21 protein-coding genes are annotated in these 22,988 nt (G+C 62.9%); 15 read left to right on the top strand and 6 right to left on the bottom strand.

Annotated elements, in window-relative coordinates:
* Window positions 1-79: 79 nt before the first annotated feature.
* Window positions 80-1,606, bottom strand: a complete 1,527-nt coding sequence (locus PFLCHA0_RS02785) for an AhpA/YtjB family protein (RefSeq protein WP_015633930.1) — start codon at window positions 1,604-1,606, stop codon at window positions 80-82.
* Window positions 1,607-1,739: 133 nt separating this feature from the next.
* Between PFLCHA0_RS02785 and serB the strand changes: the two genes are divergently transcribed.
* Complete coding sequence (gene serB, locus PFLCHA0_RS02790; protein ID WP_015633931.1) at window positions 1,740-2,954, top strand: phosphoserine phosphatase SerB; 1,215 nt, start codon at window positions 1,740-1,742, stop codon at window positions 2,952-2,954.
* Window positions 2,955-3,025: 71 nt separating this feature from the next.
* Here serB and asd read toward each other — a convergent pair whose 3' ends face one another.
* Genes asd through PFLCHA0_RS02805 form a run of 3 tightly spaced genes read right to left on the bottom strand, consistent with a single transcriptional unit; the run spans window position 3,026 to window position 6,302 of the window.
* Window positions 3,026-3,886 (bottom strand): archaetidylserine decarboxylase, encoded by an 861-nt coding sequence (asd, locus tag PFLCHA0_RS02795; RefSeq protein ID WP_015633932.1) that lies wholly within the window; start codon window positions 3,884-3,886, stop codon window positions 3,026-3,028.
* Between the two features lie 18 nt (window positions 3,887-3,904).
* Window positions 3,905-4,720, bottom strand: a complete 816-nt coding sequence (rhdA, locus tag PFLCHA0_RS02800) for a thiosulfate sulfurtransferase (RefSeq protein ID WP_015633933.1) — start codon at window positions 4,718-4,720, stop codon at window positions 3,905-3,907.
* A gap of 43 nt (window positions 4,721-4,763) precedes the next feature.
* Window positions 4,764-6,302 carry an HDOD domain-containing protein gene (locus PFLCHA0_RS02805; protein ID WP_011058927.1) on the bottom strand — a complete coding sequence of 513 codons (1,539 nt, stop codon included), beginning with the start codon at window positions 6,300-6,302 and terminating at the stop codon, window positions 4,764-4,766.
* Between the two features lie 166 nt (window positions 6,303-6,468).
* On the opposite strand from PFLCHA0_RS02805, the gene motA reads away from it, so the two are divergent.
* Both motA and motB read left to right on the top strand, forming a co-directional pair.
* Window positions 6,469-7,320, top strand: a complete 852-nt coding sequence (motA, locus tag PFLCHA0_RS02810) for a flagellar motor stator protein MotA (protein WP_011058928.1) — start codon at window positions 6,469-6,471, stop codon at window positions 7,318-7,320.
* 3 nt (window positions 7,321-7,323) lie between these two features.
* Complete coding sequence (gene motB, locus PFLCHA0_RS02815; protein ID WP_015633934.1) at window positions 7,324-8,430, top strand: flagellar motor protein MotB; 1,107 nt, start codon at window positions 7,324-7,326, stop codon at window positions 8,428-8,430.
* A 52-nt stretch (window positions 8,431-8,482) separates the two neighbouring features.
* Here motB and rsgA read toward each other — a convergent pair whose 3' ends face one another.
* Window positions 8,483-9,514 carry a small ribosomal subunit biogenesis GTPase RsgA gene (gene rsgA, locus PFLCHA0_RS02820; protein ID WP_011058930.1) on the bottom strand — a complete coding sequence of 344 codons (1,032 nt, stop codon included), beginning with the start codon at window positions 9,512-9,514 and terminating at the stop codon, window positions 8,483-8,485.
* 108 nt (window positions 9,515-9,622) lie between these two features.
* On the opposite strand from rsgA, the gene orn reads away from it, so the two are divergent.
* Both orn and PFLCHA0_RS02830 read left to right on the top strand, forming a co-directional pair.
* Window positions 9,623-10,165 carry an oligoribonuclease gene (orn, locus tag PFLCHA0_RS02825; protein ID WP_011058931.1) on the top strand — a complete coding sequence of 181 codons (543 nt, stop codon included), beginning with the start codon at window positions 9,623-9,625 and terminating at the stop codon, window positions 10,163-10,165.
* A gap of 117 nt (window positions 10,166-10,282) precedes the next feature.
* Window positions 10,283-10,897 (top strand): trimeric intracellular cation channel family protein, encoded by a 615-nt coding sequence (locus PFLCHA0_RS02830; protein ID WP_169893104.1) that lies wholly within the window; start codon window positions 10,283-10,285, stop codon window positions 10,895-10,897.
* On the opposite strand, the gene queG is transcribed toward PFLCHA0_RS02830, so the two are convergent.
* Entirely contained in the window at window positions 10,879-11,958 is a 1,080-nt protein-coding gene (gene queG, locus PFLCHA0_RS02835; protein ID WP_011058933.1) for a tRNA epoxyqueuosine(34) reductase QueG, read from the bottom strand. The genes PFLCHA0_RS02830 and queG overlap by 19 nt on opposite strands.
* Window positions 11,959-12,021: 63 nt before the next feature.
* Here queG and PFLCHA0_RS02840 point away from each other — a divergent pair, with 63 nt between their 5' ends.
* The 10 genes from PFLCHA0_RS02840 (at window position 12,022) to PFLCHA0_RS02885 (ending at window position 22,940) form a co-directional block, all read left to right on the top strand.
* Window positions 12,022-12,882 carry an NAD(P)H-hydrate dehydratase gene (locus tag PFLCHA0_RS02840; protein WP_015633936.1) on the top strand — a complete coding sequence of 287 codons (861 nt, stop codon included), beginning with the start codon at window positions 12,022-12,024 and terminating at the stop codon, window positions 12,880-12,882.
* Window positions 12,870-13,340 carry a tRNA (adenosine(37)-N6)-threonylcarbamoyltransferase complex ATPase subunit type 1 TsaE gene (tsaE, locus tag PFLCHA0_RS02845; protein WP_015633937.1) on the top strand — a complete coding sequence of 157 codons (471 nt, stop codon included), beginning with the start codon at window positions 12,870-12,872 and terminating at the stop codon, window positions 13,338-13,340. The genes PFLCHA0_RS02840 and tsaE overlap by 13 nt, the downstream gene beginning before the upstream one ends.
* A 3-nt stretch (window positions 13,341-13,343) precedes the next feature.
* On the top strand, window positions 13,344-14,771 hold the full coding sequence (locus tag PFLCHA0_RS02850) for an N-acetylmuramoyl-L-alanine amidase (RefSeq protein WP_197731927.1): 1,428 nt from the start codon (window positions 13,344-13,346) through the stop codon (window positions 14,769-14,771).
* Window positions 14,768-16,678: a DNA mismatch repair endonuclease MutL gene (mutL, locus tag PFLCHA0_RS02855; protein WP_015633938.1), complete on the top strand. Its 1,911-nt coding sequence runs from the start codon at window positions 14,768-14,770 to the stop codon at window positions 16,676-16,678. Before PFLCHA0_RS02850 ends, mutL begins: the two co-directional genes overlap by 4 nt.
* Window positions 16,678-17,649 carry a tRNA (adenosine(37)-N6)-dimethylallyltransferase MiaA gene (gene miaA / locus PFLCHA0_RS02860; protein WP_011058938.1) on the top strand — a complete coding sequence of 324 codons (972 nt, stop codon included), beginning with the start codon at window positions 16,678-16,680 and terminating at the stop codon, window positions 17,647-17,649. Before mutL ends, miaA begins: the two co-directional genes overlap by 1 nt.
* 92 nt (window positions 17,650-17,741) lie before the next feature.
* Window positions 17,742-18,002: an RNA chaperone Hfq gene (gene hfq, locus PFLCHA0_RS02865; protein WP_007921378.1), complete on the top strand. Its 261-nt coding sequence runs from the start codon at window positions 17,742-17,744 to the stop codon at window positions 18,000-18,002.
* Between the two features lie 12 nt (window positions 18,003-18,014).
* Window positions 18,015-19,316: a ribosome rescue GTPase HflX gene (gene hflX, locus PFLCHA0_RS02870; RefSeq protein WP_011058939.1), complete on the top strand. Its 1,302-nt coding sequence runs from the start codon at window positions 18,015-18,017 to the stop codon at window positions 19,314-19,316.
* Window positions 19,317-19,412: 96 nt separating this feature from the next.
* Window positions 19,413-20,591, top strand: a complete 1,179-nt coding sequence (gene hflK, locus PFLCHA0_RS02875; RefSeq protein ID WP_011058940.1) for an FtsH protease activity modulator HflK — start codon at window positions 19,413-19,415, stop codon at window positions 20,589-20,591.
* Window positions 20,591-21,460 carry a protease modulator HflC gene (gene hflC / locus PFLCHA0_RS02880; protein WP_011058941.1) on the top strand — a complete coding sequence of 290 codons (870 nt, stop codon included), beginning with the start codon at window positions 20,591-20,593 and terminating at the stop codon, window positions 21,458-21,460. Before hflK ends, hflC begins: the two co-directional genes overlap by 1 nt.
* A gap of 292 nt (window positions 21,461-21,752) precedes the next feature.
* Entirely contained in the window at window positions 21,753-22,940 is a 1,188-nt protein-coding gene (locus tag PFLCHA0_RS02885) for an ATP phosphoribosyltransferase regulatory subunit (protein WP_011058942.1), read from the top strand.
* The last annotated feature ends 48 nt before the right edge of the window (window positions 22,941-22,988 follow it).

A 22,988-nucleotide genomic window follows, 5' to 3' on the forward strand; every position in this document is an offset into this window, starting at 1 on the left:
GTCGCAGGCTGCGCCAGCGGCTACACAAAGCTCATGAAAAAGCCCGCACTGGGCGGGCTTCTTTTTGTGCGGGTCAGCCTTACAGCTTGGCCCGTGTTTCATGCATGCGTGCCAGTTGCCGCTCCAGCATCGACGGGTAGGGCTCCATCAGGCGTTCCACGCAGCAGGCACCTTCCGGGCTGGCGATCGGGCGAATACGTGCCCGCTGGCGCAGCAGCGGGTCGTCATTGACCTTGCGCTCCACCAGCAGCAGGTTGCGGCTGTGCTGGGACAGGGCCAGGGCATCCTGAGCGGTTTCGGTGAGCAGCAGGTCGATCTGGCTCAGGCCGAACAGTTCGTCGCCCAGGGTCAGGCCCAGTTGCAGTTGCAGGGTGATGCCGCTGTCCGCCACTTCGATCTGCAGGGCATGGCCCAGGGCGCGCAGCAACTCGCCGCAGCAGATGGCGTTGGTCAGGTAGTCGTCACCGCTGTCTTCGCTGTGGAACAGCATCAGCGTGCTGCCATCGTTCAGGGTATGCAGTTCGCTCTGGTACAGCGAGGCGGCCTGGTCGAGGCAATCGCGGTAGCGTTCCAGCAGTTCCATCAGGCGGGCGCGGGGCAGGCGTCGCAGTTGCTCCTGGGCACCGAGTTGCACCGCGAGTACCGCACTGTGCTGGGGCTGGGCCGGAACCTGTGGTTGCGGTTGTGGCTTGGCAGCAGGCGTCGATGAGCTGTCCCGCAGGTCGGCGAAGGGGTCTTCCTCGTCCAGTTCATCTTCTTCGGCGTGAACCAGGTGCCGGGGTGCAGGCTTCAGGCCTGCTACCGGAGCGCTTTCGTCGAAGCTCGGGTCCCGCAGGTTGCGCACTTCGAATGCCGGCTCATCGTCCTCGTCGTCTTGCACTTCAGCCTCGGGCTGCGGTGCCGGTTCGGGTTTTTCCGGCACCAGGCGGGCATGCAGCTGACGCGCCAGATCGCCGATTTCGTCCTGGCGCTGGGTGGCGGGAGTGTGTTCGTCCAGGTCACGCAGCCAGACTCGCAGTTGCAGCAGCGGAGTCGAGATGTGCCGCCCCAGGCGCAGGCTCAAGGCCAGGGCCAGGGCCAGCAGGATGGCGCTGAGGATGCCCATGCTTTGCAGGCTGATGGTCATCGGCTGCTGGAATTGCGCCATGTCCAGGCTGATTCGCAGGTTGCCCGCGGTCACGTCCTGGAAGGTGATCTTGGTCTGGTACACGCCCTCGGTTTCACCCAGCAGGCTGCTCTTGGGGCGCTGGCCGGCCTCGGCGAGGATGCGGTTGTCCACGCTGTAGATGGCCGCGTGGGCCACCAGCGGGTTCTTGGTCAGATTGTTGAGCAGGACATTGAGGCTGAGGATGTCGTTGGACACCAGCAGCTCGGTGGCCGAGGTGGCGGTCTGGGTGGTCAGGCTCTGACCCAGGGCGTCGGCTTGTTCGTGCATGGCTTGCTTGAACTGCAGGCCCATCACGCCGGCATAGATCACCAGGGCCAGGGCGACCAGGATCACGTTATGGCTGGCAATGCGCAATGCAATCGGCACACGGCGGTGGCGCAGTGCACGGAAGATCAGCAGGAAGAAGTTATCGGTTTTAACTGGCGTGGGCCGGTTCACTGAGCTCGGCTCTTTTGTCCGTGAAGTTGACGCGCAGTATAGCGACAGGCCCTAGACCGGCAAAGCGCTGGCTGTGCCCGATGGTCACCGAAAGTGGGTAGAATGCGCTTTTTTTCCACCTCGGGGGTGCGCCTTGCGCGAAATTGTCCTGATAAACATCACCGGCGAAGATCGTCCCGGTCTGACTGCGGCCATTACCGGCGTTCTGGCCCAGGGTGGTGTGAACATTCTCGACATCGGTCAGGCGGTGATCCACGACACCTTGTCGTTCGGCATCCTGGTTGAAATTCCCAGCAACGAGCAGAGCTCGTCGGTGCTCAAGGACATCCTGTTCACCGCCTACAAGCTCGACCAGCAGGTGCGCTTCACGCCGGTGTCCGAGCAGGATTACCAGCAGTGGGTCGCCGGGCAGGGCAAGAAGCGCCATATCGTGACCCTGCTGACGCGCAAGGTTACCGCCGAACAGTTGCAGCGCGTGAGCTCCATCACCGCCAAGTACGGCCTGAACATCGACCATATCGATCGCCTGTCCGGGCGCATGCCCCTGGACATGCCAGCCGACCAGGGCAAGGGCTGCATCGAGTTCTCGGTACGTGGCGAAGCCGCCGATCCGCAAGCCCTGCGGGCCGAGTTCCTCAGCGTGGCCCAGGAGCTGAACGTCGATATCGCGTTCCAGGAAGACTCGCTGTTCCGCCGTAACCGGCGCCTGGCGGTGTTCGACATGGATTCGACGCTGATCGAGGCCGAAGTCATCGACGAGCTGGCCAAGGCGGCCGGTGTCGGCGATCGGGTCGCGGAAATCACCGAGCGGGCGATGGCCGGCGAGCTGGACTTCCGCGCCAGTTTCAAGGAGCGCCTGGCGCTACTCAAGGGCCTGGACGTCAATGTGCTGGACGCCATCGGCGCCTCCCTGCGCCTGACCGAGGGCGCCGAAACCCTGTTCGCCGAGCTCAAGCGCCTGGGCTACAAGACCGCGATCCTCTCCGGCGGCTTCACCTACTTTGCCAAGCAGCTGCAAGCCAAGCTGGGTATCGACTACGTGTTCGCCAACGAGCTGGAAGTGGTGGACGGCAAGGTCACTGGCGTGGCGGTGGAGCCGATTGTCGACGCCCAGCGCAAGGCCGATCTGCTACGTGAGCTGGCGCACAAGGAAGGCCTGCGCCTGGAGCAGACCATCGCTGTCGGCGATGGCGCCAACGATTTGCCGATGCTCGGCATTGCCGGCCTGGGCGTGGCATTCCGCGCTAAGCCGCTGGTCAAGCAGTCGGCCAAGCAGGCGATCTCGACCCTGGGCCTGGATGGCGTGCTGTACCTGCTGGGGTTCCGTGACCGCGACGGGCAACTCTGAGCCGCCGGAAAATCCCCGCTCATAAAAAACGCCGCTGATCAGCGGCGTTTTTTATGTCCGGCATTCAGGCCTCAAGCCTTGGGCAGGCCCAGGCCCTGGCCCATCCGCACGGGCGAGCCGGCAGCCAGCTCTTGGGCCCACTGCACCTGGTCCGGGCCAAACAGCACGATGGCCGTGGAGCCCAGCTTGAAGCGGCCCATTTCGGCGCCTTTCTCCAGGTGGATCGGAGCGCGGGCGGCTTCGTCGTAGCGCACGGTCTTGAGTTCGCGCTTGGGCGGCGTTACCAGGCCGGCCCAGACGGTTTCGATCGAAGCGACGATCATCGCGCCCACCAGCACCAGCGCCATCGGGCCGCGCTCGGTATCGAAGATGCACACCACGCGCTCGTTGCGTGCGAACAGCTCGGGTACGTTTTCAGCGGTAGTCTGGTTGACCGAGAAGATCCGGCCCGGCACATAGACCATTTCCCGCAGGGTGCCGGCCAGGGGCATGTGCACCCGGTGGTAGTCCTTGGGGGAGAGGTAGATGGTGGCAAAGTCGCCGCCCATGAACGGCTGTGCCAGGGCCGGGTCACCGCCCAGCAGTTCCAGCACGCTGTAGCTGTGGCCCTTGGCCTGGAACACTCGGCCGTGTTCGATCGGGCCCAGTTGGCTGACCGCGCCGTCGGCAGGGCTGAGCACCGCGCCCGGGGTCGGGTCCAGCGGCCGCGCGCCGTCTTTGAGGGCGCGGGTGAAGAAGGCGTTGAAGTGCTCGTAGGCGGTCACGTCCTCGACCTGGGCCTCGGACATATCCACTTGATACTGCTTGGCGAACCAGCGGGTGAAGGCATTCTTGAACCAGCGCACGCGGCACTCGGCAATGCAGCCGGCCAGGCGCGACAGCAGGTGATGAGGCAGCAGGTACTGGCTGATGATGAACAAACGCTTTTTCATTGGGTGTCCTTAAAAACCTTAAATCTCTACGGGCGTATCGGGATGATTGCCCCATTCGCCCCAGGAACCGGCGTAGCCCTTGACCCGTGGGTAGCCCAGCGCCTTGGCCACCAGATAGGTGAAGCCGGAGCGATGGTGGGTCTGGCAGTGGGTGATCACTTCTTTGTCTTTGCTGATGCCCAGGTCCGCAAGGATCTGTGGCATGTCGCGGCGGATGCGCAGGTGGCGTGCCTGATCCATGCCGGCGGTCCATTCGAAATTCACCGCGCCGGGGATATGCCCGCCCTTGGCTGCCAGGACTTTTTCGCCGGAGTACTCCAGCGGTCCGCGGGCGTCCCAGATCACCAGGTCCGCCGCGCCGAGACGGCTTTGCAGGTATTCGCGGGTGGCGGTGGGCTCGTCATGCAGGGCCAGCGCCACGGGGCCGCCGACCGCGGCCGGCACTTCGGTAGACACGGGCAGGCCTTCCGCCAGCCAGGCCGGCAGGCCGCCGTCGAGGTAGTGGTAGCGGTGGTGGCCGATCACGTCCAGCAGCCAGATGAAGCGCCCGGCCCAGCCACCGCCTTCATCGTCGTAGACCACATAGACCGCGTCCGGGTTGTGCCCGAGTTCGCCGAACAGCGTTTCAAGCGCCGCTTGCGGCGGCAGCAGCCCGGGAGCCGGCGCCTGGCCCAGCTGAGTGCGCTTGGGGTCGACGAAGCGCGCCCCGGGAATATGCCCGGTTGCATATCGGGCAGCGCTGGTCAGGTCGACCAGGATCAGTTCGCGGGCGTTCAGGCGGGCGAGCAGGTCGCTCGGTTCAATGACCAGCGGCAAGCCAGAGAAGTCAGACATGTCAGGTCCCCAGGGCGCAAAGGGAAGGATTGTAGCGCAAGCGTCATTGGCTGCGGTTGGTAAAGCTGTGCAAGGCTTTTTCGATGCACTGGGCGGTCTTGCCGAAGGCCTGGACGCTGATTTCCGAGAACGGCACGCCGCCCTGGTCGGCGATCGCCAGCATCAGTACCCGGCCATTGCACGACAGTGAGCGGATCAGCAGGTGTTCGCCGCGAAACAGCTGGCGCAGCGAGCTTGGCAGGTGAGGGGCGAACTGGGCCCGGTTGGCCGGGGTCAGGCGGATCTGCGCGGATTTTTCCAGCAGGCGTTGCAACAGCGGGCTCTGCTTGGCCTGCAGGGTCAGGCTGGCCGCTTCCCTGGGCAGGCCGTAAAGCTGTTGCACTCGCAGGTGGCTCAGGCTGCGATCGACCATCAGCAGCATGACCCGATGCATGCCGCATGCCGCCAAGGCATCCCGGGCAAAGCCGGTAAGGTGCACGGCGTTGGTAAAGGGGCTGGGGTCCAGCAACAGTTCGCCGCAGAGCTTGCGCCACTTGGCCAGTTCCAGTGCGGTGGGCGCCGGGGCTGGTTGCTCGCCGTGATGCAGGCGTCGGGCATCCCAAGGCCAGAGCAGGGCCTGGGCCGGGTGCCAGAGATCGGGCTGGGTGTCGTTGCGGGCGCTTTGTGCTGCCTGTTGGTGCAACTGTTGCTGGACCTGGTCCAGGGGGATCTGCAGATAAAGAGCGGTAAGGTTCTGCCAGCGCCGGCCATGGGGACTGTTCCAGGACTGTTGCGCCGCCAGCGCCAGTCCGTTGGCCAGCAACACAGTGTTGGCCGGCTGGTTCAGCCAGCGCCGCAGGTCCGGTTCAGCGTCCAGGCGTTGTTGCTGGCGCAGCGGGTTGTCGCTGTCGCGGGCAATCAGCATGACCTTGGCCAGCAGGTGCTGCTCCTGGGTCAGCAGGCGATAGCCCTGCTGGACCCAGATCGGCAGGTGCCAGGCCAGGACCAGGGCCTGGCACATTTCCATCAGCCGCACTCCGAACAGTTGCAGTTCAACGTCGTGTGCGGATTCGTGCTTGTAGATGACCCGCAGTTCCCACTCTTCCAGCAGCTTGGGATAGACCAGGGCCATGGCCCACAGCGGCGAGAGAAACAGCAGGCTGCCCCAGTGGATGTCCTGCCAGAGTCGCGCCAGGCGTCCGGCAAAGAAGCCATTGGCTTGCTGGCTGGCGTGCTGGCTGATCAGCTGGAACTGGCGCAATGCCTGGGGGATCTGCTCTTCAGGCAGCGTCGGCAGTTGCTCGAGCAACTCCTCGGTACGCTTGAGGCCCAGTCGATTGACCGCGATCTCCAGGTTTTCCGCCGGTTCGCTCATGCTGCCGTGGGAATGCCGGTTGGCTTCGCGGATCACGCTCAAGGCCAGTGCCGGGCTGTTTTGCATCAGATCGACAATCTCCCGCAGCGAGCTGCGGTTGTTGGCGATGGCGCGGCAGACCCGGTCATGGCTGGCCTGGGGCACCGGCAGGCGCACGCCATTGAGGAGCTTTACCCAGGCGTCGAGAGAGGCGGGCGGAGAATGTGGGACGCTGGTTTCATTAGACATGGTCGGGCGCAATCATCGTCTGCTGTGAACACGCCCAGAGCGGGCCAAACTGGCTTTTCGCCTTAACTGGCTATAGTCTGGCGCAGTTTTGCCGATAAGTAGAAGAAGAGTTTTAAGAACTTCCGAATATGACCTTGAACCCGACTCAATAAGTACTCCCCTACCTATGGCTAAAATTATCGGCATCATCGTCGTATTCGCGAGCGTGCTCGGCGGATACGTGCTTTCCCACGGCAAAATCGCGGCACTGATCCAGCCTTTCGAAGTGCTGATCATCGGCGGCGCAGCCTTTGGCGCATTCCTCCAGGCCAACCCGGGCTACATGACGATGCACGTCGTCAAGAAATCCCTGGGCATGTTCAGCTCGCGCTTCACCCACACCTTCTACCTGGAAGTGCTGGGCCTGATCTACGAGATCCTCAACAAGAGTCGTCGCGAAGGCATGATGGCCATCGAAGGCGATATCGAGGACGCCGCGGCCAGCCCGATTTTCGCCAAGTACCCGGCGGTGCTCAAAGATGAACGCATGACCGCCTTCGTCTGTGACTATCTGCGCATCATGTCCTCCGGCAACATGGCTCCCCACGAGCTGGAAGGCCTGTTCGACATGGAGCTGTTCAGCCTCAAGGAAGACCTTGAGCATCCATCCCATGCGGTCAACGGGATTGCCGACGGCATGCCCGGTTTCGGTATCGTCGCGGCGGTATTGGGGATCGTGGTGACCATGGCTTCCCTGGGCGATGGCGACCAGAAGTCCATCGGCCTGCACGTAGGTGCGGCACTGGTGGGTACTTTCTTCGGTATTCTCGCGGCCTATGGTTTCTTCGGCCCGCTGGCCCACTCCCTGGCCCACGACGCCAAGGAAGAACTGAACGTCTACGAAGCCATCAAGGCGTCGCTGGTGGCCTCGGCTTCCGGCATGCCGCCGTCCCTGGCCGTGGAGTTCGGGCGCAAGGTTCTGTACCCGGCGCACCGTCCTAGCTTCGCCGAGCTGGAACAAGCGGTTCGCGGTCGCTAAGTCATGGAAAATAATCAGCCGATTATCATCAAGCGCGTCAAGCGCTTCGCTGGCGGACATCACGGGGGCGCCTGGAAAATCGCCTTCGCCGACTTCGCCACGGCGATGATGGCGTTCTTCCTGGTGTTGTGGCTGCTGTCCACGGCCACCCCGGAACAGAAGATCGCCATCGCCGGTTACTTCAAGGACCCGATCGGCTTCTCGGAAAGCGGTACGCCCTACATCATCGACCTGGGCGGCTCCCCTGAGCTGGCGCCGGACAACACCCTCAACCCCGAGATCAAGTCCCAGCCACAACCGGACAAGGTCACGGTGGATGCCGACCAGGTGGAGGGCATGGCCGAGCAGGTCGAGCGCGAGCGTCTCGAGTTGCTGTTGCAAGAGTTGCAGAACAAGGTTGAAGAAAACCCGCAACTGCAGAAGTTCAAGGACCAGATCCTCTTCGAGATCACCCCGGACGGCCTGCGGATCCAGATCATGGACGCCGAGAACCGGCCGATGTTCGACTCTGGCAGTGCACGTCTGAAGCCGTATTTCGAAGACATCCTGCTGGCCATGGCTGACACCATCAAGACCGTGCCGAACAAGATCAGCATCAGCGGTCACACCGACGCCAAGCCCTATTCGGGCACTGGCGACTTCGGCAACTGGGAACTGTCGGCCAACCGGGCCAACGCTGCGCGTCGGGCGCTGGTGGCGGGTGGTTATCCTGATCCGCAAGTTGCGCGTGTGGTGGGCTTTGCTTCGTCGGCTCTATTCGATCGCAAGGACCCGTTCAACCCGGTCAACCGGCGCATCGATATCGTCGTGCTGACCAAGAAGGCCCAGCGTGCCATCGAGGGTGAGCAGACCGATCCCAATGCTCCGGTACCGACCCAGGGTAGCGGTGCTCCCGGTGAAGTACCGGGGGCGGCAGCCGACCCGAATGCCTTGCCGCCCGGTAGCGAACCGCTGCCGGCGCACGAGGTGCGTCAACGTATGAATATCTTCGAGGACGGTGTGCTGAAGATGGACGAGCAGGGTGCGGCGGGCCAGTCTTCCGCTCCGGCTCCGGCTCCGGCTCCCACTGCTCCGGTGGCGCCGCCCGCTACGCCGGGCACGGCGAAGTGACAAACGACAAGGCCGCGAAGATCGCGGCCTTGTCGTATCTGGGTCAGGTCAATCAGTAACTGTTGTCTGGCAGGCTGGCGAGGATCGAGCGGTAGCTGTTCATCCGTTGCTGCTGGATCCGCCCGTCTTCCAGGGCCTTGAGCAAGGCACAGCCCGGCTCGCGATCGTGCTTGCAATCGCGGAAGCGGCAGGTGCCCAGCAAGTCATTGAACTCGATGAACCCGGCCTCGACATCGGCGCGGCTGACATGGCCGAGGCCGAACTCACGGATACCGGGGGAGTCGATCAGCTCACCGCCACCGGGGAAGTGGAACAGGCGCGCGGTCGTGGTGGTGTGAGTGCCCTGGCCGGAGAACTCCGACAGCGGGCCGACGCGGGTTTCGACTTCCGGCAGCAGGCTGTTGACCAGGGACGACTTGCCCACCCCCGACTGGCCGACGAATACACTGATGCGCCCGTCCAGCAGGGCTTGCAACTGCTCCATGCCGTCGCCGTGATGAGCCGAGACCTCCAGCAGCGGGTAGCCCAGCTGGCGGTAGACCGCGAGCAGGGCGTTGAGCGCAGGGGCGTTCTGCTCATCGATCAGGTCGGCCTTGTTCAGCAGCAGCAACGGCCGGATTCCAGCATGCTCGGCGGCTACCAGGTAGCGGTCGATCAGGTTGGCGTGGGGCTCTGGCATGGGCGCAAACACGATCACGATCATGTCGACGTTGGCGGCCACCGGCTTGAGTTGGCCGCGGCTGTCCGGGCGGCACAGCTCGGTGCTGCGCGGCAGTTGCGCGACGATCACCCCGATGCCCTGGTTGCCGGCGCGCCAGACCACCTGGTCGCCGGTCACCAGGGCCGGCAGGTTGGCCCGCAGGTAGCAGCGGAACACCTGGCCGGCCGTTTCGCCTTCGCGAGCCTCGACTTCGACCTGGACGCCGAAGTGGGCGATGACCAGGCCGGTCTGTTCCGGGCCCAGGTCGCCACCTTCCAGCGCCTCGACGGCAGAGGACTCGCGTTTGGCGGCGCGGGCGGCGCGCTCACCCTGGATCTTTTCGATGCGCCAGTTTTGGCGGCGATTGAGCTGGCGTTTGGCCATTGGTGTTCCGTGTCGATAATTACGGCGGATAGGTAAAACGGCGGCGAGTTTAGCACGCCGGGCAGGCCCTCTAGGCTAAACTGCGCAACTACGCCGAGGAGCCCACCCATGCAAAACCCGCAGAACCTGATTTGGATCGACCTGGAAATGACCGGTCTGAACCCTGACACCGACGTCATCATCGAGATGGCCACCATTGTCACTGACAGCAACCTCAACACCTTGGCTGAAGGACCGGTCATCGCCATCCACCAGAGCGACGAGATCCTCGCCGGCATGGATGAATGGAACACCCGCCAGCACGGCGGTTCCGGTCTGACCCAGCGCGTTCGCGAAAGCCGCATCAGCATGGCCGAAGCCGAAGCCCAGACCATTGCCTTCCTGGAGCAGTGGGTACCCAAGGGTAAATCGCCGATCTGTGGCAACAGCATCTGCCAGGACCGGCGCTTCCTGTACCGCCACATGAAGGCTCTGGAAAGCTACTTCCACTACCGCAACCTGGACGTCTCGACCCTCAAGGAACTGGCCGCCCGCTGGGCGCCGGACGTGCGCGACAGCTTCAAGAAAGGCAGCACCCACCTGGCCCTGGACGATATTCGCGAGTCCATTGCCGAGCTCCAGCACTACCGCAAGCACTTCATCAAGTTCTGACCCGCAGGCGTCGGCTTGCCGGCGAACGGGCGCCCGTTGCGACTCGGCGCCCGTACCCGCCCCCTTTTGGTGCCCGCTTCAACTGAGTAGACTGCGCGCCTTCCTGCAAGGACCGCCATCATGCTGTTGATGCTTTATCTGATTGCCATTACCGCCGAAGCCATGACCGGTGCCCTGTCTGCCGGCCGGCGCGGCATGGACTGGTTCGGTGTGGTGCTGATTGCCTGCGTCACCGCACTCGGCGGCGGTTCTGTGCGTGATGTGCTGCTGGGCCACTACCCGCTGACCTGGGTCAAGCACCCGGAATACCTGGTGCTGACCTCGGTGGCGGCATTGGTGACGATCTTCATCGCGCCCTTGATGCGTCACCTGCGCTCGCTGTTTCTGGTGCTCGACGCCGTGGGCCTGGTGGCCTTTACCCTGATTGGCTGCATGACTGCCCTGGAAATGGGCCACGGCATGCTGGTGGCTTCAGTCAGTGGGGTGATCACCGGGGTCTTTGGCGGCATCCTCAGGGACATCTTCTGCAACGATATCCCGCTGATCTTTCGCCGCGAGCTGTACGCCAGCGTGTCCTTCGCCGCAGCCTGGTGCTACATGCTGTGCATCTACCTGCAACTGCCCAGCGAGCAGTCGATCCTGGTAACCCTGTTCGGCGGCTTTCTATTGCGCCTGCTGGCGATCCGTTTTCACTGGGAAATGCCCAAGTTCGTCTACAACGACGAACACTGACGGTTGGCGTGCTGGTCCAGGGCCCATTGCACATGTTCGCGAACCAGTTCCGAGGGGTAGTCCTGGCGGGCCTTGAGGGCTTCCAGCACCGGAATGCTAGAGGGGGCGTTGCCCAGGCCTACCGCCAGGTTGCGTAGCCAGCGCTCGTAGCCGGCGCGGCGCAAGGGCGAACCTTCGGTATTGCTGAGGAATTTGTCCTCGTCCCACATGAACAGCTCTGCCAGTTCGGCATTGTCCAGGTTGTGCCGGGGCTTGAAGTCGCCCTCGGCCGTTGAGCGGGCGAAGCGATTCCAGGGGCAGACGATCTGGCAGTCATCGCAGCCGAATACCCGGTTGCCGATCAGCGGGCGCAGGTCTTCGGGGATGGCGCTTTTGAGCTCGATGGTCAGGTAGGAAATGCAGCGTCGGGCATCCAGCACATAGGGGCCGACGAAGGCGTTGGTCGGGCAGATGTCCAGGCAGGCGGTGCAGCGGCCGCAGTGCTCCGTGGCGTGGGGCGCGTCCACCGGCAGGGGCAGGTCGACGAACAATTCGCTGAGGAAGAAGTAGCTGCCGGCTTTGCGATTCAGCACCAGGGTGTTCTTGCCGATCCAGCCGAGCCCGGCCTGTTCGGCGATGGCTTTTTCCAGCACCGGAGCGCTATCGACGAAGGCGCGGTAGCCAAAGGGGCCGATGGCTTGCTGGATGCGCTCGGCCAGTTGCTGTACGCGCTTGCGGATCAGCTTGTGATAATCGCGCCCCAGGGCATAGCGCGAAACATAGGCCTTGGAAGGCTGGGCCAGGCGCTGGGCCATCTGGGTGTCGCCGGGCAGGTAGTCCATGCGCAGCGAAACCACCCGCAGGGTGCCAGGCACCAACTGGTCGGGATGGGAGCGTTTGCTGCCATGGGCGCCCATGTATTCCATCTCGCCGTGGTAGCCGGCGGCGAGCCAGCGTTCCAGGTGCTGCTCATGCTCGGCCAGGTCCAGGCCGCTGATGCCGACTTGTTGAAAGCCCAGTTCGCGGCCCCAGTCCTTGATCGATTGGGCGAGAGCGGGAAGATCCTGGGTAATAGCGGGCATGAGGCGAGAGAAACCGGGGCTGAGGTGCGTATAATTCTGCCAGACATCGGAGCTCGAAGACGCATGCCGCAGACAAAACACCCTCTACCTGACGTTCAGTTGCTGACTTCTGGCCATTTGCCATATCTGAGTGGACGACTTCGCGATGCCCACAAGGGCCAGTTCGGCCACCTGTTGCTGATTGGGGGCGATCGAGGTTTTGCCGGCGCCGCCTTGCTGAGTGCGGAAAGTGCCTTGCGCAGTGGCGCGGGGCTGGTGTCCCTGGCGACCCGCAGTGAGCATGTGGCTGCCGCTGCGGCGCGCTTGCCGGAGGTCATGACCCAGGGCACTCATTCGGCCAACCAGTTGATGGGGTTGTTGGCTCGGGCCACGGTGCTGGTGGTCGGGCCGGGGTTGGGGCAGGGCGCCTGGGGGCGCAGCCTGCTGTCGGCGGCGGCCAATGCGCCGTTGCCCCAGGTGTGGGATGCCGATGCCTTGAACCTGCTGGCCGAGGGCGGGCTGCAACTGCCTGCCGCGAGTGTCATCACTCCCCATCCGGGAGAGGCGGCGCGGCTGCTGGGTATCTCCAGCGCCGAGGTGCAGGCGGATCGCCCTGCAGCGGCCCTGGCGCTGAGCAAAAAATACGCAGCGGTTGCAGTGCTCAAGGGGGCCGGTAGCCTGATCGCCACTGCCGATGGGCGGCTGGCCCGCTGTGACGCCGGGCATCCGGCGATGGCCACGGCAGGCTTGGGTGATGTGCTGGCTGGCCTGATCGGCGCCTTGCTGGCGCAAGGCTTGTCGGCATTCGATGCCGCCTGCCTGGCGGTCTGGCTGCATGCCAGCGCGGGCGAGCAGCAAGGCAAATTGGGCCGAGGGCTGGCGGCCAGTGATCTGATTCCAGCCATTCGTCAGTTGTTGGAGGAACAATCACCGTGTCTGAGTTAACCCTTTTTCTGGCCGACGAACAGGCCATGGTGGAATTTGGTGCACGTATTGCCCAGGTGACCCAAGGCGTGGGGGTGATCTTCCTCGAAGGCGACCTGGGGGCGGGCAAAACCACCTTGTCGCGAGGGATCATCCGTGGCCTGGGGCACGCGGGGGCAGTGAAGAGCCCGACCTTTACCCTGGTCGAACCGTACGAGATCGGCTCGGTGCGGGCTTTCCACTTCGACCTGTACCGCCTGGTGGATCCTGAGGAGCTGGAGTTCCTGGGGATTCGCGACTACTTCGAGGGCGATGCTCTGTGCCTGCTGGAGTGGCCCCAGCGTGGTGCAGGCTTTTTGCCAAAGCCTGACCTGACCATTACCATTACCCCGCATAACAATGGGCGTTCTGTGCATCTGTTGTCTCAAGGCTCGCGTGGCGAGTCCTGGTGTGCCGCTTTGGCGTTGGAATTCAAATAATTGATGGGGTTAGGTATGCGCATTCGCGCGTTGGTTGCTGTCGTAGGACTGTTGCTTACGGCATTGGCCGTCGATGCTGTGGCCGCTACACAGGTTCGCAGCGTCCGCCTGTGGCGGGCACCGGATAACACGCGACTGGTATTCGACCTGTCCGGCCCGGTTCAGCACAGCGTCTTTACCCTGACGGCCCCGGATCGTCTGGTGATCGATATCAATGGCGCGACCCTTGGCGGTCCGCTGAACGTCGCCACGGCCAATACACCGATTACCGCCATGCGCTCGGCACAGCGCACGCCCAGTGACCTGCGGGTGGTCATCGACCTGAAAAAGGCCGTCACGCCGAAGAGTTTCACCCTGGCGCCCAACGCTCAGTACGGCAATCGCCTGGTGGTCGATCTGTTCGACAACCCGGCTGACGCCGCGCCACCTACTGCGCCGCCACCTACTGTGGCCACTGTCCCAGCAGTGCCCGTCACTCCGGCGGAGCCGGCGATCAAGCTGCCGCCAGCCCCGGCGGGCAAGCGCGACATCATTGTGGTGATCGATGCCGGCCACGGCGGCGAAGACCCGGGTGCCTCCGGCTCCCGCGGGCAGCATGAAAAAGACGTGGTGCTGGCCATTGCTCGCGAATTGCAGCGTCAGGTCAATGGCCTCAAGGGTTTCCGCGCCGAGCTGACCCGTACTGGCGACTACTTCATTCCATTGCGCGGTCGTACCGAGATCGCCCGCAAGAAGGGCGCCGACCTGTTCGTCTCGATCCACGCCGACGCTGCGCCTTCGGCCGCGGCCTTTGGCGCATCGGTGTTTGCCTTGTCTGAACGTGGTGCCACGTCGGAAACCGCGCGCTGGCTGGCGGACAGCGAGAACCGTTCCGACCTGATCGGCGGGGCTGGCAACGTCAGCCTGGATGACAAGGACCGGATGCTGGCCGGGGTGCTGCTGGACCTGTCGATGACAGCGTCCCTGACCTCCAGTCTGAATGTCGGGCAGAAAGTCCTGAACAACATCGGCCGGGTGACTCCGTTGCACAAACAGCGGGTGGAGCAGGCCGGGTTCATGGTGCTCAAATCCCCGGATATTCCGTCGATCCTGGTGGAAACCGGCTTTATCTCCAACTCCAACGAGGCCTCGAAGCTGGCCACCGCCAGCCATCAGCAGGCCCTGGCGCGTTCCATCAGCAGCGGCGTGCGGCAGTTCTTCCAGCAGAACCCGCCACCGGGCACCTATATTGCCTGGCTGCGCGATTCCGGGAAGATCGCCCAGGGGCCGCGTGATCACCGGGTCAATCCGGGGGAAACCCTGGCCATGATCGCCGTGCGCTATCAGGTCTCCGCGGCCACGCTACGCAGTGCCAACAACCTGAAAAGCGATGAATTGAAAGTGGGGCAGGTGTTGACCATCCCCGGTACAGAACTGGCGGCCAAGGAATGAGTGAATCGGTAATCAGTAGCGCGCGCATCGAGCTGCTCAGCCCGCGCCTGGCCAACCAGATTGCCGCGGGCGAGGTGGTCGAGCGCCCGGCTTCGGTGATCAAGGAGCTGTTGGAAAACAGCCTGGACTCTGGCGCCAAGCGCATCGATGTGGATGTGGAGCAGGCCGGGGTCAAGCTGCTGCGGGTACGTGACGACGGTAGCGGTATTTCCTCCGACGACTTGCCGCTGGCCCTGGCCCGGCACGCCACCAGCAAGATCCGCGACCTTGAAGACCTGGAGCGGGTGATGAGCCTGGGGTTTCGCGGCGAGGCCCTGGCTTCCATCAGCTCCGTGGCGCGCCTGACCCTCACGTCCCGTACCCGGGATGCCGAGCAGGCCTGGCAGGTGGAAACCGAAGGCCGGGACATGGCACCAAGGGTGCAGCCGGCGGCGCACCCGGTAGGCACTTCGGTGGAAGTTCGCGATCTGTTCTTCAATACGCCGGCACGACGCAAGTTCCTCAAGGCGGAAAAGACCGAGTTTGATCACCTGCAGGAAGTGATCAAGCGCCTGGCCCTGGCGCGTTTCGACGTGGCCTTCCACTTGCGGCACAACGGCAAGAGCATCCTCAGCCTGCACGAGGCCAAGGACGACGCCGCTCGTGCCCGTCGTGTGGCAGCGGTGTGCGGTTCGGGCTTCCTGGAGCAGGCGTTGCCCATCGAGGTCGAGCGCAACGGCTTGCATCTGTGGGGCTGGGTGGGCTTGCCGACCTTCTCCCGCAGCCAGGCGGACCTGCAGTACTTCTACGTCAACGGTCGCGCAGTACGGGACAAGCTGGTGGCTCACGCGGTACGCCAGGCTTATCGCGATGTTCTGTTCAACGGTCGACACCCGACCTTTGTTCTGTTTTTCGAAGTCGACCCGTCGGTGGTCGACGTCAACGTGCACCCGACCAAGCACGAAGTGCGTTTCCGTGACGGGCGCATGGTGCACGACTTCCTTTATGGCACCTTGCACCGGGCCCTGGGTGATGTGCGGCCCGAGGATCAGTTGGCGGCGCCGGCGGCGGTCGCCGGCATCGTGCGCCCGACAGGTATCGAGGCCGGTGAGTTCGGGCCTCAGGGTGAGATGCGCCTGGCCGCGAACCTGGCTCTGGAGCAGCCCCAATCCCAGCCGAACTTCAATGCGCCGGGCGCGGGAGCCGGCAGTGGCTATCAATATCAGTACACGCCACGGCCACAGCCAGTGTTGCCGGCCGCCGAGAGCCAGGGCGTGTACCGCGAGTTCTTTGCCCCGTTGCCGGGGGCGCCGGCGGCGGCTTTGCCGGACGGCCAGGAGGACATTCCGCCCCTGGGCTATGCCCTGGCCCAGCTCAAGGGGATCTACATCCTGGCGGAAAACGCCCTGGGTCTGGTGCTGGTGGACATGCACGCGGCTCACGAGCGGATCATGTACGAGCGCTTGAAGGTGGCCATGGCCAGCGAAGGCCTGAGCGGCCAGCCGCTGCTGGTGCCGGAGTCGATTGCCGTCAGCCAGCGTGAGGCCGATTGCGCTGAAGAACACATGAGCTGGTTTCAGCGCCTGGGCTTCGAGCTGCAGCGCCTGGGCCCGGAATCCCTGGCGATCCGCCAGATCCCGGCATTGTTGAAGCAGGCGGAAGCCAATCGCCTGGTGCACGACGTACTGGCGGACCTGATGGAGTACGGCACCAGTGACCGGATCCAGGCCCACCTCAATGAGCTGCTCGGCACCATGGCCTGCCACGGCGCGATCCGCGCCAATCGACGCCTGGCCCTGCCGGAAATGAACGCCTTGCTGCGGGACATGGAAAACACCGAGCGCAGTGGCCAATGCAACCACGGTCGACCGACCTGGACCCAAATGGGCCTGGACGATCTGGACAAACTCTTTCTGCGCGGCCGTTGATGACCCAGCTTCCTCCAGCGATTTTCCTGATGGGCCCGACCGCTGCGGGCAAGACCGATCTGGCCATCGAACTGACCAAGGTGCTGCCTTGCGAGCTGATCAGTGTCGACTCGGCGCTGGTCTACCGCGGCATGGACATTGGCACCGCGAAGCCTTCCAGGGAACTGCTGGCGCAGTTTCCCCATCGCCTGATCGATATTCTCGACCCTGCCGAGAGCTACTCGGCGGCGGATTTCCGTACCGATGCGCTGGCGGCCATGGCCGATATCACCGCCCGGGGCAAGATCCCGCTGTTGGTGGGCGGCACCATGCTGTATTACAAGGCGCTGCTTGAAGGCCTGGCGGACATGCCCGCGGCGGATCCGCAGGTACGTGCCGAGCTGGAGGAGGAGGCTGCACGTCTTGGCTGGCAGGCCCTGCACGACCAGCTGGCGGCGGTGGACCCCGAGTCGGCGGCGCGGATCCACCCCAACGACCCCCAGCGTCTGACCCGGGCGCTTGAGGTCTATCGGGTCAGTGGCCTGACAATGACCGCCCATCGCCAGCGTCAATTGGCGCAAAGTACTGAAGCAGGCGCATCGGGACGCAGTCAATTGCCCTATACTGTCGCCAATCTGGCCATCGCTCCGGCGAATCGCCAGGTACTGCACCAGCGTATTGCACAAAGATTCACACAAATGTTGGAACAGGGATTCATTGACGAGGTCGTAGCTCTGCGTTCCAGAAGTGACCTGCATGCCGGGTTGCCGTCTATACGTGCAGTGGGCTACCGCCAAGTCTGGGATCATCTGGATGGCAAGCTGACGTCAGCCGAAATGCAGGAGCGGGGCATCATTGCCACGCGCCAATTGGCGAAACGCCAGTTCACCTGGTTACGCAGTTGGGCTGACCTGCAATGGTTGGACAGCCTGGATTGCGACAATCTGCCACGCGCCTTGAAATACTTGGGGACGATCTCCATATTGAGCTGAGTCCTTGCAATTGCCGTCTATCCTTGGGGGTGTGACGGCTTTGGCCATCTGTTTTCTGATTTTTATTATTGATCCTTAAAGGAGTGCGGCACATGTCAAAAGGGCATTCGCTACAAGACCCTTACTTGAATACATTGCGTAAAGAGAAGGTTGGGGTTTCCATCTATCTGGTCAACGGGATCAAGCTGCAAGGTACGATCGAGTCTTTCGACCAGTTCGTCATCCTGCTGAAGAACACCGTCAGCCAAATGGTTTACAAGCACGCTATCTCGACAGTGGTTCCAGTTCGCCCGATTCGCCTGCCTAGCGCTTCCGAATCCGAACAGGGTGACGCTGAGCCAGGTAACGCCTGATAGGAGTCTCCTTTGTTCTTTGAGCGCCACGGTGGTGGTGAACGGGCCATTCTCGTTCACTTGGATGGTCAGGACCCTGAGGCGCGCGAAGATCCGCAGGAGTTTCAGGAGCTGGCATTATCGGCCGGCGCCGAGACCGTCGCGTTTGTTAGCGTGCCGCGTCATCGGCCAACCGCCAAATACCTGGTTGGCAGCGGCAAGGTCGAGGAGTTACGCGACCTGGTCAAAGCCGAACAGGTAGACCTGGTGATTTTCAATCACATCCTCACACCCAGTCAGGAACGTAACCTCGAACGTGTATTCGAGTGTCGCGTGATCGACCGCACGGGTCTGATTCTCGATATCTTCGCTCAGCGCGCGCGCACCCATGAAGGCAAGCTCCAGGTTGAACTGGCCCAGCTTGAGCACATGAGCACCCGTCTGGTTCGTGGCTGGACTCACCTTGAACGGCAGAAAGGCGGTATCGGTCTGCGCGGGCCCGGTGAAACCCAGCTGGAAACCGACCGGCGCCTGTTGCGAGTGCGTCTGCGGCAGATCAAGGCGCGCCTGGAGAAGGTTCGCAGCCAGCGTGAGCAGGCCCGTCGTGGCCGCAAGCGTGCGGATATCCCTTCAGTGTCCCTGGTGGGCTACACCAACGCCGGCAAGTCCACGCTGTTCAATGCGGTCACTGCGTCCGATGTTTTCGCTGCCGACCAATTGTTCGCCACCCTCGACCCCACCCTGCGCCGGCTTGAGCTGGACGACCTGGGGCCGATTGTGCTGGCCGATACCGTGGGGTTCATCCGCCACCTGCCGCACAAGTTGGTGGAGGCGTTTCGGGCTACCCTCGAAGAATCGAGCAACTCCGATTTGCTGCTGCATGTGATCGATGCCCATGAGCCCGAGCGCATGGCGCAGATCGAGCAGGTGATGGTGGTGCTGGGGGAGATCGGGGCTCAAGACTTGCCGATCCTGGAGGTCTATAACAAACTCGATTTGCTCGAGGGTGTGGAGCCGCAGATCCAGCGCGACCCTGACGGCAAGCCGCAGCGGGTCTGGCTGTCGGCCCGTGATGGCCAGGGGCTGGATCTGCTCAAGCAGGCCATCGCCGAGCTGCTGGGTGAAGATTTGTTTGTAGGCACCTTGCGCTTGCCTCAGCGTTTTGCTCGACTGCGAGCACAGTTTTTCCAGTTGAACGCTGTGCAGAAAGAAGATCACGACGACGAAGGTGTCAGCCTGCTTGCTGTTCGCCTGCCACGGGCCGAGTTGAACCGGCTGGTCAGTCGCGAAGGCATGCAGCCGTCGGAATTCATCGAGCAACACACTTTGCAATAAAAGCCTGGGCAAGCGGTTGTGCCGCTGTAGCAGGCATTCTGTAGCATTGGTCGGCGCGCCGTGGGTGCGTCTTTGCTTTATCAGATGGAGAGCGCTATGGCTTGGAATGAGCCGGGTGGCAACTCGAATAATCAGGACCCTTGGGGTGGTAAGCGCCGCAATAATGGCGATCGCAAGGGGCCACCAGATCTCGACGAGGCCTTCCGTAAGCTGCAGGAAAGCCTGAATGGGTTGTTCGGTGGTGGTAAGAAACGTGGTGATGACGGCGGTAGTTCCGGCAAGGGCGGTGGTTTCGGCCTGCTGGGTATCGGTCTTGTCGTGCTGGCTGCCGTGTGGCTGTACAGCGCGGTGTATGTAGTAGACGAGCAGGAGCAGGCCGTAGTGCTGCGCTTCGGCAAATACTACGAAACCGTCGGCCCGGGTCTGAACATCTACTTCCCGCCGATCGATCGCAAGTACATGGAAAACGTCACGCGCGAGCGTGCCTACACCAAGCAGGGTCAGATGCTCACCGAGGACGAGAACATCGTCGAAGTGCCGCTGACCGTGCAGTACAAGATCAGCAACCTGCAGGATTTCGTGCTGAACGTCGATCAGCCGGAAATCAGCCTGCAGCATGCGACCGACAGCGCCCTGCGTCACGTGGTGGGTTCCACCGCCATGGACCAGGTGTTGACCGAAGGTCGTGAATTGATGGCCAGTGAGATCAAGGAGCGTCTGCAACGCTTCCTGGACAACTATCGCACCGGTATCACCGTGACCCAGGTGAACGTACAGAGCGCAGCGGCACCGCGTGAAGTACAGGAAGCCTTCGATGACGTGATCCGTGCCCGTGAAGATGAACAGCGTTCGCGCAACCAGGCTGAAACCTATGCCAACGGCGTCGTGCCGGAAGCCCGTGGTCAGGCCCAGCGCATCCTCGAGGATGCCAACGGTTACCGTGACGAAGTGGTATCCCGGGCCAAGGGTGAGGCAGATCGCTTCACCAAACTGGTTGCCGAGTACCGCAAGGCTCCTGAAGTCACCCGTCAGCGCCTGTACCTGGACACCATGCAGGAAGTCTTCAGCAACACCAGCAAGGTGCTGGTGACTGGCAGCAAGGGCGGGCAGAACAATCTGCTCTATCTGCCGCTGGACAAGATGATCGACAGTGGTCGTAGCGGCAGTGCTCCGGTAACGGGCGCAGCATCGGCGGCCAGCAATGAAGCGAATGCGCGCGCGGCGGCTGACCATATGCAGCAACAGCAGCAGACGCGTTCTAGGGAGACTCGCTGATGAGCAATAAATCGCTGATCGCCCTGATCGTGGGCGTTGTCGTGGCGGTGGTTGCCTGGAACAGCTTCTACATCGTCGCTCAGACCGAGCGTGCGGTGTTGCTGCAGTTCGGTCGTGTGGTTCAGGCGGATGTCCAGCCTGGCCTGCATGTGAAAGTGCCCTACGTGAACCAGGTGCGTAAGTTCGACGCACGCCTGATGACCCTGGATGCACCGACGCAGCGCTTCCTGACCCTGGAAAAGAAAGCCGTGATGGTGGATGCCTACGCCAAGTGGCGGGTGAAGGATGCCGAGCGTTTCTACACCGCGACTTCCGGCCTCAAGCAGATTGCCGACGAGCGTCTTTCCCGTCGCCTGGAGTCGGGCCTGCGTGACCAGTTCGGTAAGCGCACCCTGCACGAAGTGGTTTCCGGTGAGCGTGACGCGCTGATGGCGGATATCACGGCGTCGCTGAACAAGATGGCGGAAAAGGAGCTGGGTATCGAAGTGGTCGATGTCCGGGTCAAGGCCATCGACCTGCCCAAGGAAGTGAACCGCAGCGTGTTCGAGCGCATGAGCACCGAGCGTGAGCGTGAGGCTCGCGAGCACCGGGCCAAAGGTAACGAACTGGCGGAAGGCATCCGTGCCGATGCCGATCGTCAGCGTCGCGTGCTGTTGGCTGAAGCCTATCGGGAGTCTGAAGAGGCTCGCGGTGACGGTGATGCCCAGGCAGCGGCGATCTATGCCAAGGCCTACGGCCAGGACCAGGAGTTCTACGCGTTCTACCGTAGCCTGCGTGCCTACCGTGAAAGCTTCGCGAACAAATCCGACGTCATGGTTCTGGACCCAAGCAGCGACTTCTTCCACTACCTGGAAAAGTCCAAGCCTTGATCAGGCCCTGACCCTGGAGCACCCCGCCGGGCGGCTAAAACGCCTCGCGGGGTGATCCTTTGGGAAAACGGGTGTATGATGCGGCAGCCGGGAAATTCCCGGCTTTTTTGCGTCTGCATCTTTGATTGGCCGTGGCTCGTTCAAGAGTCCGGCAAGATTTTTCGAGGAAAATGGTCTGTACAGCTGATTCCTGGCTGCCTGTCCGGCTGAGCTCGCGTCGGATGCGACTGTTTTCTGCTTCACTCTAAGGCTGGCCCCAGGCTTGCCGCCCGGATCATAGGGGAATGGCGTAATGGCAACGGTAGACCGCTGGCTGCTGCCAGATGGCATCGAAGAAGTATTGCCGCCGGAAGCGGCGCGCATCGAAGTGGCGCGTCGTCAGGTGTTGGATCTGTTTCAGAGTTGGGGTTACGAGTTCGTCGTCACTCCCCATATCGAATACCTGGAATCCCTGTTGACAGGTGCAGGCCAGGATCTGGATCTGCGTACCTTCAAGGTCATCGACCCGCAGTCGGGCCGGCAGATGGGGTTTCGGGCCGACATCACGCCGCAGGTGGCGCGTATTGATGCCCACACCCTGCGCCGCGAAGGGCCGAGCCGCCTGTGCTACGCCGGCAGTGTGCTGCATGCGCAGCCGCGTGCCTTGTCGTCCTCGCGCAGCCCGATCCAGCTGGGGGCCGAGTTGTATGGCGATGCCAGCCCGAGCAGCGACGTTGAAGTCATCAGCCTGATGCTGGCCATGCTGCAACTGGCCGACGTGCCCGATGTGCACATGGATCTGGGACATGTTGGCATCTACCGTGGCCTGGCACAGGCCGCCGGCTTGTCCGGTGCTGTTGAACAGCAACTGTTCGATGCCCTGCAACGCAAGGCGATCGACGAGGTCATCAGCCTGACGGAAGGCCTGCCGGCCGACTTGGCGGACATGCTGCGCTCCCTGGTGGACCTGTGCGGCAGCCGCGAAGTGCTGGGCGATGCCCGCCGTCGCCTGGCCGGTGCGCCGACGTCTGTGCTGCTGGCGCTGGATGAATTGCTGACCATTGCCGAGCGCCTGTCCGTGCGGTTCCCGGACTTGCCGCTGTATTTCGACCTTGGCGAGTTGCGCGGCTATCACTACCACACCGGTGTGGTGTTCGCGGTATTTGTTCCAGGCGTGGGCCAATCCATCGCCCAGGGCGGGCGCTACGATGACATCGGCGCGGATTTCGGGCGTGCCCGTCCCGCGACTGGTTTCTCCACCGATTTGAAAACCCTGGTGACCCTGGGGCGTGCTGAAGTCGAGCTACCGTCTGGCGGTATCTGGATGCCAGACAACACTGACGCGGCACTCTGGCAGACCGTCTGCCGCTTGCGCAGTGAGGGTCAGCGTGTGGTTCAGGCCTTGCCTGGGCAGCCTTTGGCCGCCGCCCGTGAAGCGGACTGCGACCGGCAATTGATTCAGCAGAATGGGCTTTGGCAAGTATTGCCGCTGGCTTCTTGAGTTTTCCTGCCGGCGGCTGCCGGCACCAAGTTTGCGCGAATGAGGACA

This window comes from Pseudomonas protegens CHA0 (assembly GCF_000397205.1).
In the GTDB taxonomy this organism is placed as follows: Bacteria; Pseudomonadota; Gammaproteobacteria; order Pseudomonadales; family Pseudomonadaceae; genus Aquipseudomonas; species Aquipseudomonas protegens.

Coding starts and splice junctions, on each gene's coding strand:
- asd (WP_015633932.1), bottom strand. CDS start 3,886: ATGAAAAAGCGTTTGTTCATCATCAGCCAGTACCTGCTGCCTCATCAC.
- rhdA (WP_015633933.1), bottom strand. CDS start 4,720: ATGTCTGACTTCTCTGGCTTGCCGCTGGTCATTGAACCGAGCGACCTG.
- PFLCHA0_RS02805 (WP_011058927.1), bottom strand. CDS start 6,302: ATGTCTAATGAAACCAGCGTCCCACATTCTCCGCCCGCCTCTCTCGAC.
- motA (WP_011058928.1), top strand. CDS start 6,469: ATGGCTAAAATTATCGGCATCATCGTCGTATTCGCGAGCGTGCTCGGC.
- motB (WP_015633934.1), top strand. CDS start 7,324: ATGGAAAATAATCAGCCGATTATCATCAAGCGCGTCAAGCGCTTCGCT.
- rsgA (WP_011058930.1), bottom strand. CDS start 9,514: ATGGCCAAACGCCAGCTCAATCGCCGCCAAAACTGGCGCATCGAAAAG.
- orn (WP_011058931.1), top strand. CDS start 9,623: ATGCAAAACCCGCAGAACCTGATTTGGATCGACCTGGAAATGACCGGT.
- queG (WP_011058933.1), bottom strand. CDS start 11,958: ATGCCCGCTATTACCCAGGATCTTCCCGCTCTCGCCCAATCGATCAAG.
- PFLCHA0_RS02840 (WP_015633936.1), top strand. CDS start 12,022: ATGCCGCAGACAAAACACCCTCTACCTGACGTTCAGTTGCTGACTTCT.
- PFLCHA0_RS02850 (WP_197731927.1), top strand. CDS start 13,344: ATGGGGTTAGGTATGCGCATTCGCGCGTTGGTTGCTGTCGTAGGACTG.
- mutL (WP_015633938.1), top strand. CDS start 14,768: ATGAGTGAATCGGTAATCAGTAGCGCGCGCATCGAGCTGCTCAGCCCG.
- miaA (WP_011058938.1), top strand. CDS start 16,678: ATGACCCAGCTTCCTCCAGCGATTTTCCTGATGGGCCCGACCGCTGCG.
- hfq (WP_007921378.1), top strand. CDS start 17,742: ATGTCAAAAGGGCATTCGCTACAAGACCCTTACTTGAATACATTGCGT.
- hflK (WP_011058940.1), top strand. CDS start 19,413: ATGGCTTGGAATGAGCCGGGTGGCAACTCGAATAATCAGGACCCTTGG.
- hflC (WP_011058941.1), top strand. CDS start 20,591: ATGAGCAATAAATCGCTGATCGCCCTGATCGTGGGCGTTGTCGTGGCG.
- PFLCHA0_RS02885 (WP_011058942.1), top strand. CDS start 21,753: ATGGCAACGGTAGACCGCTGGCTGCTGCCAGATGGCATCGAAGAAGTA.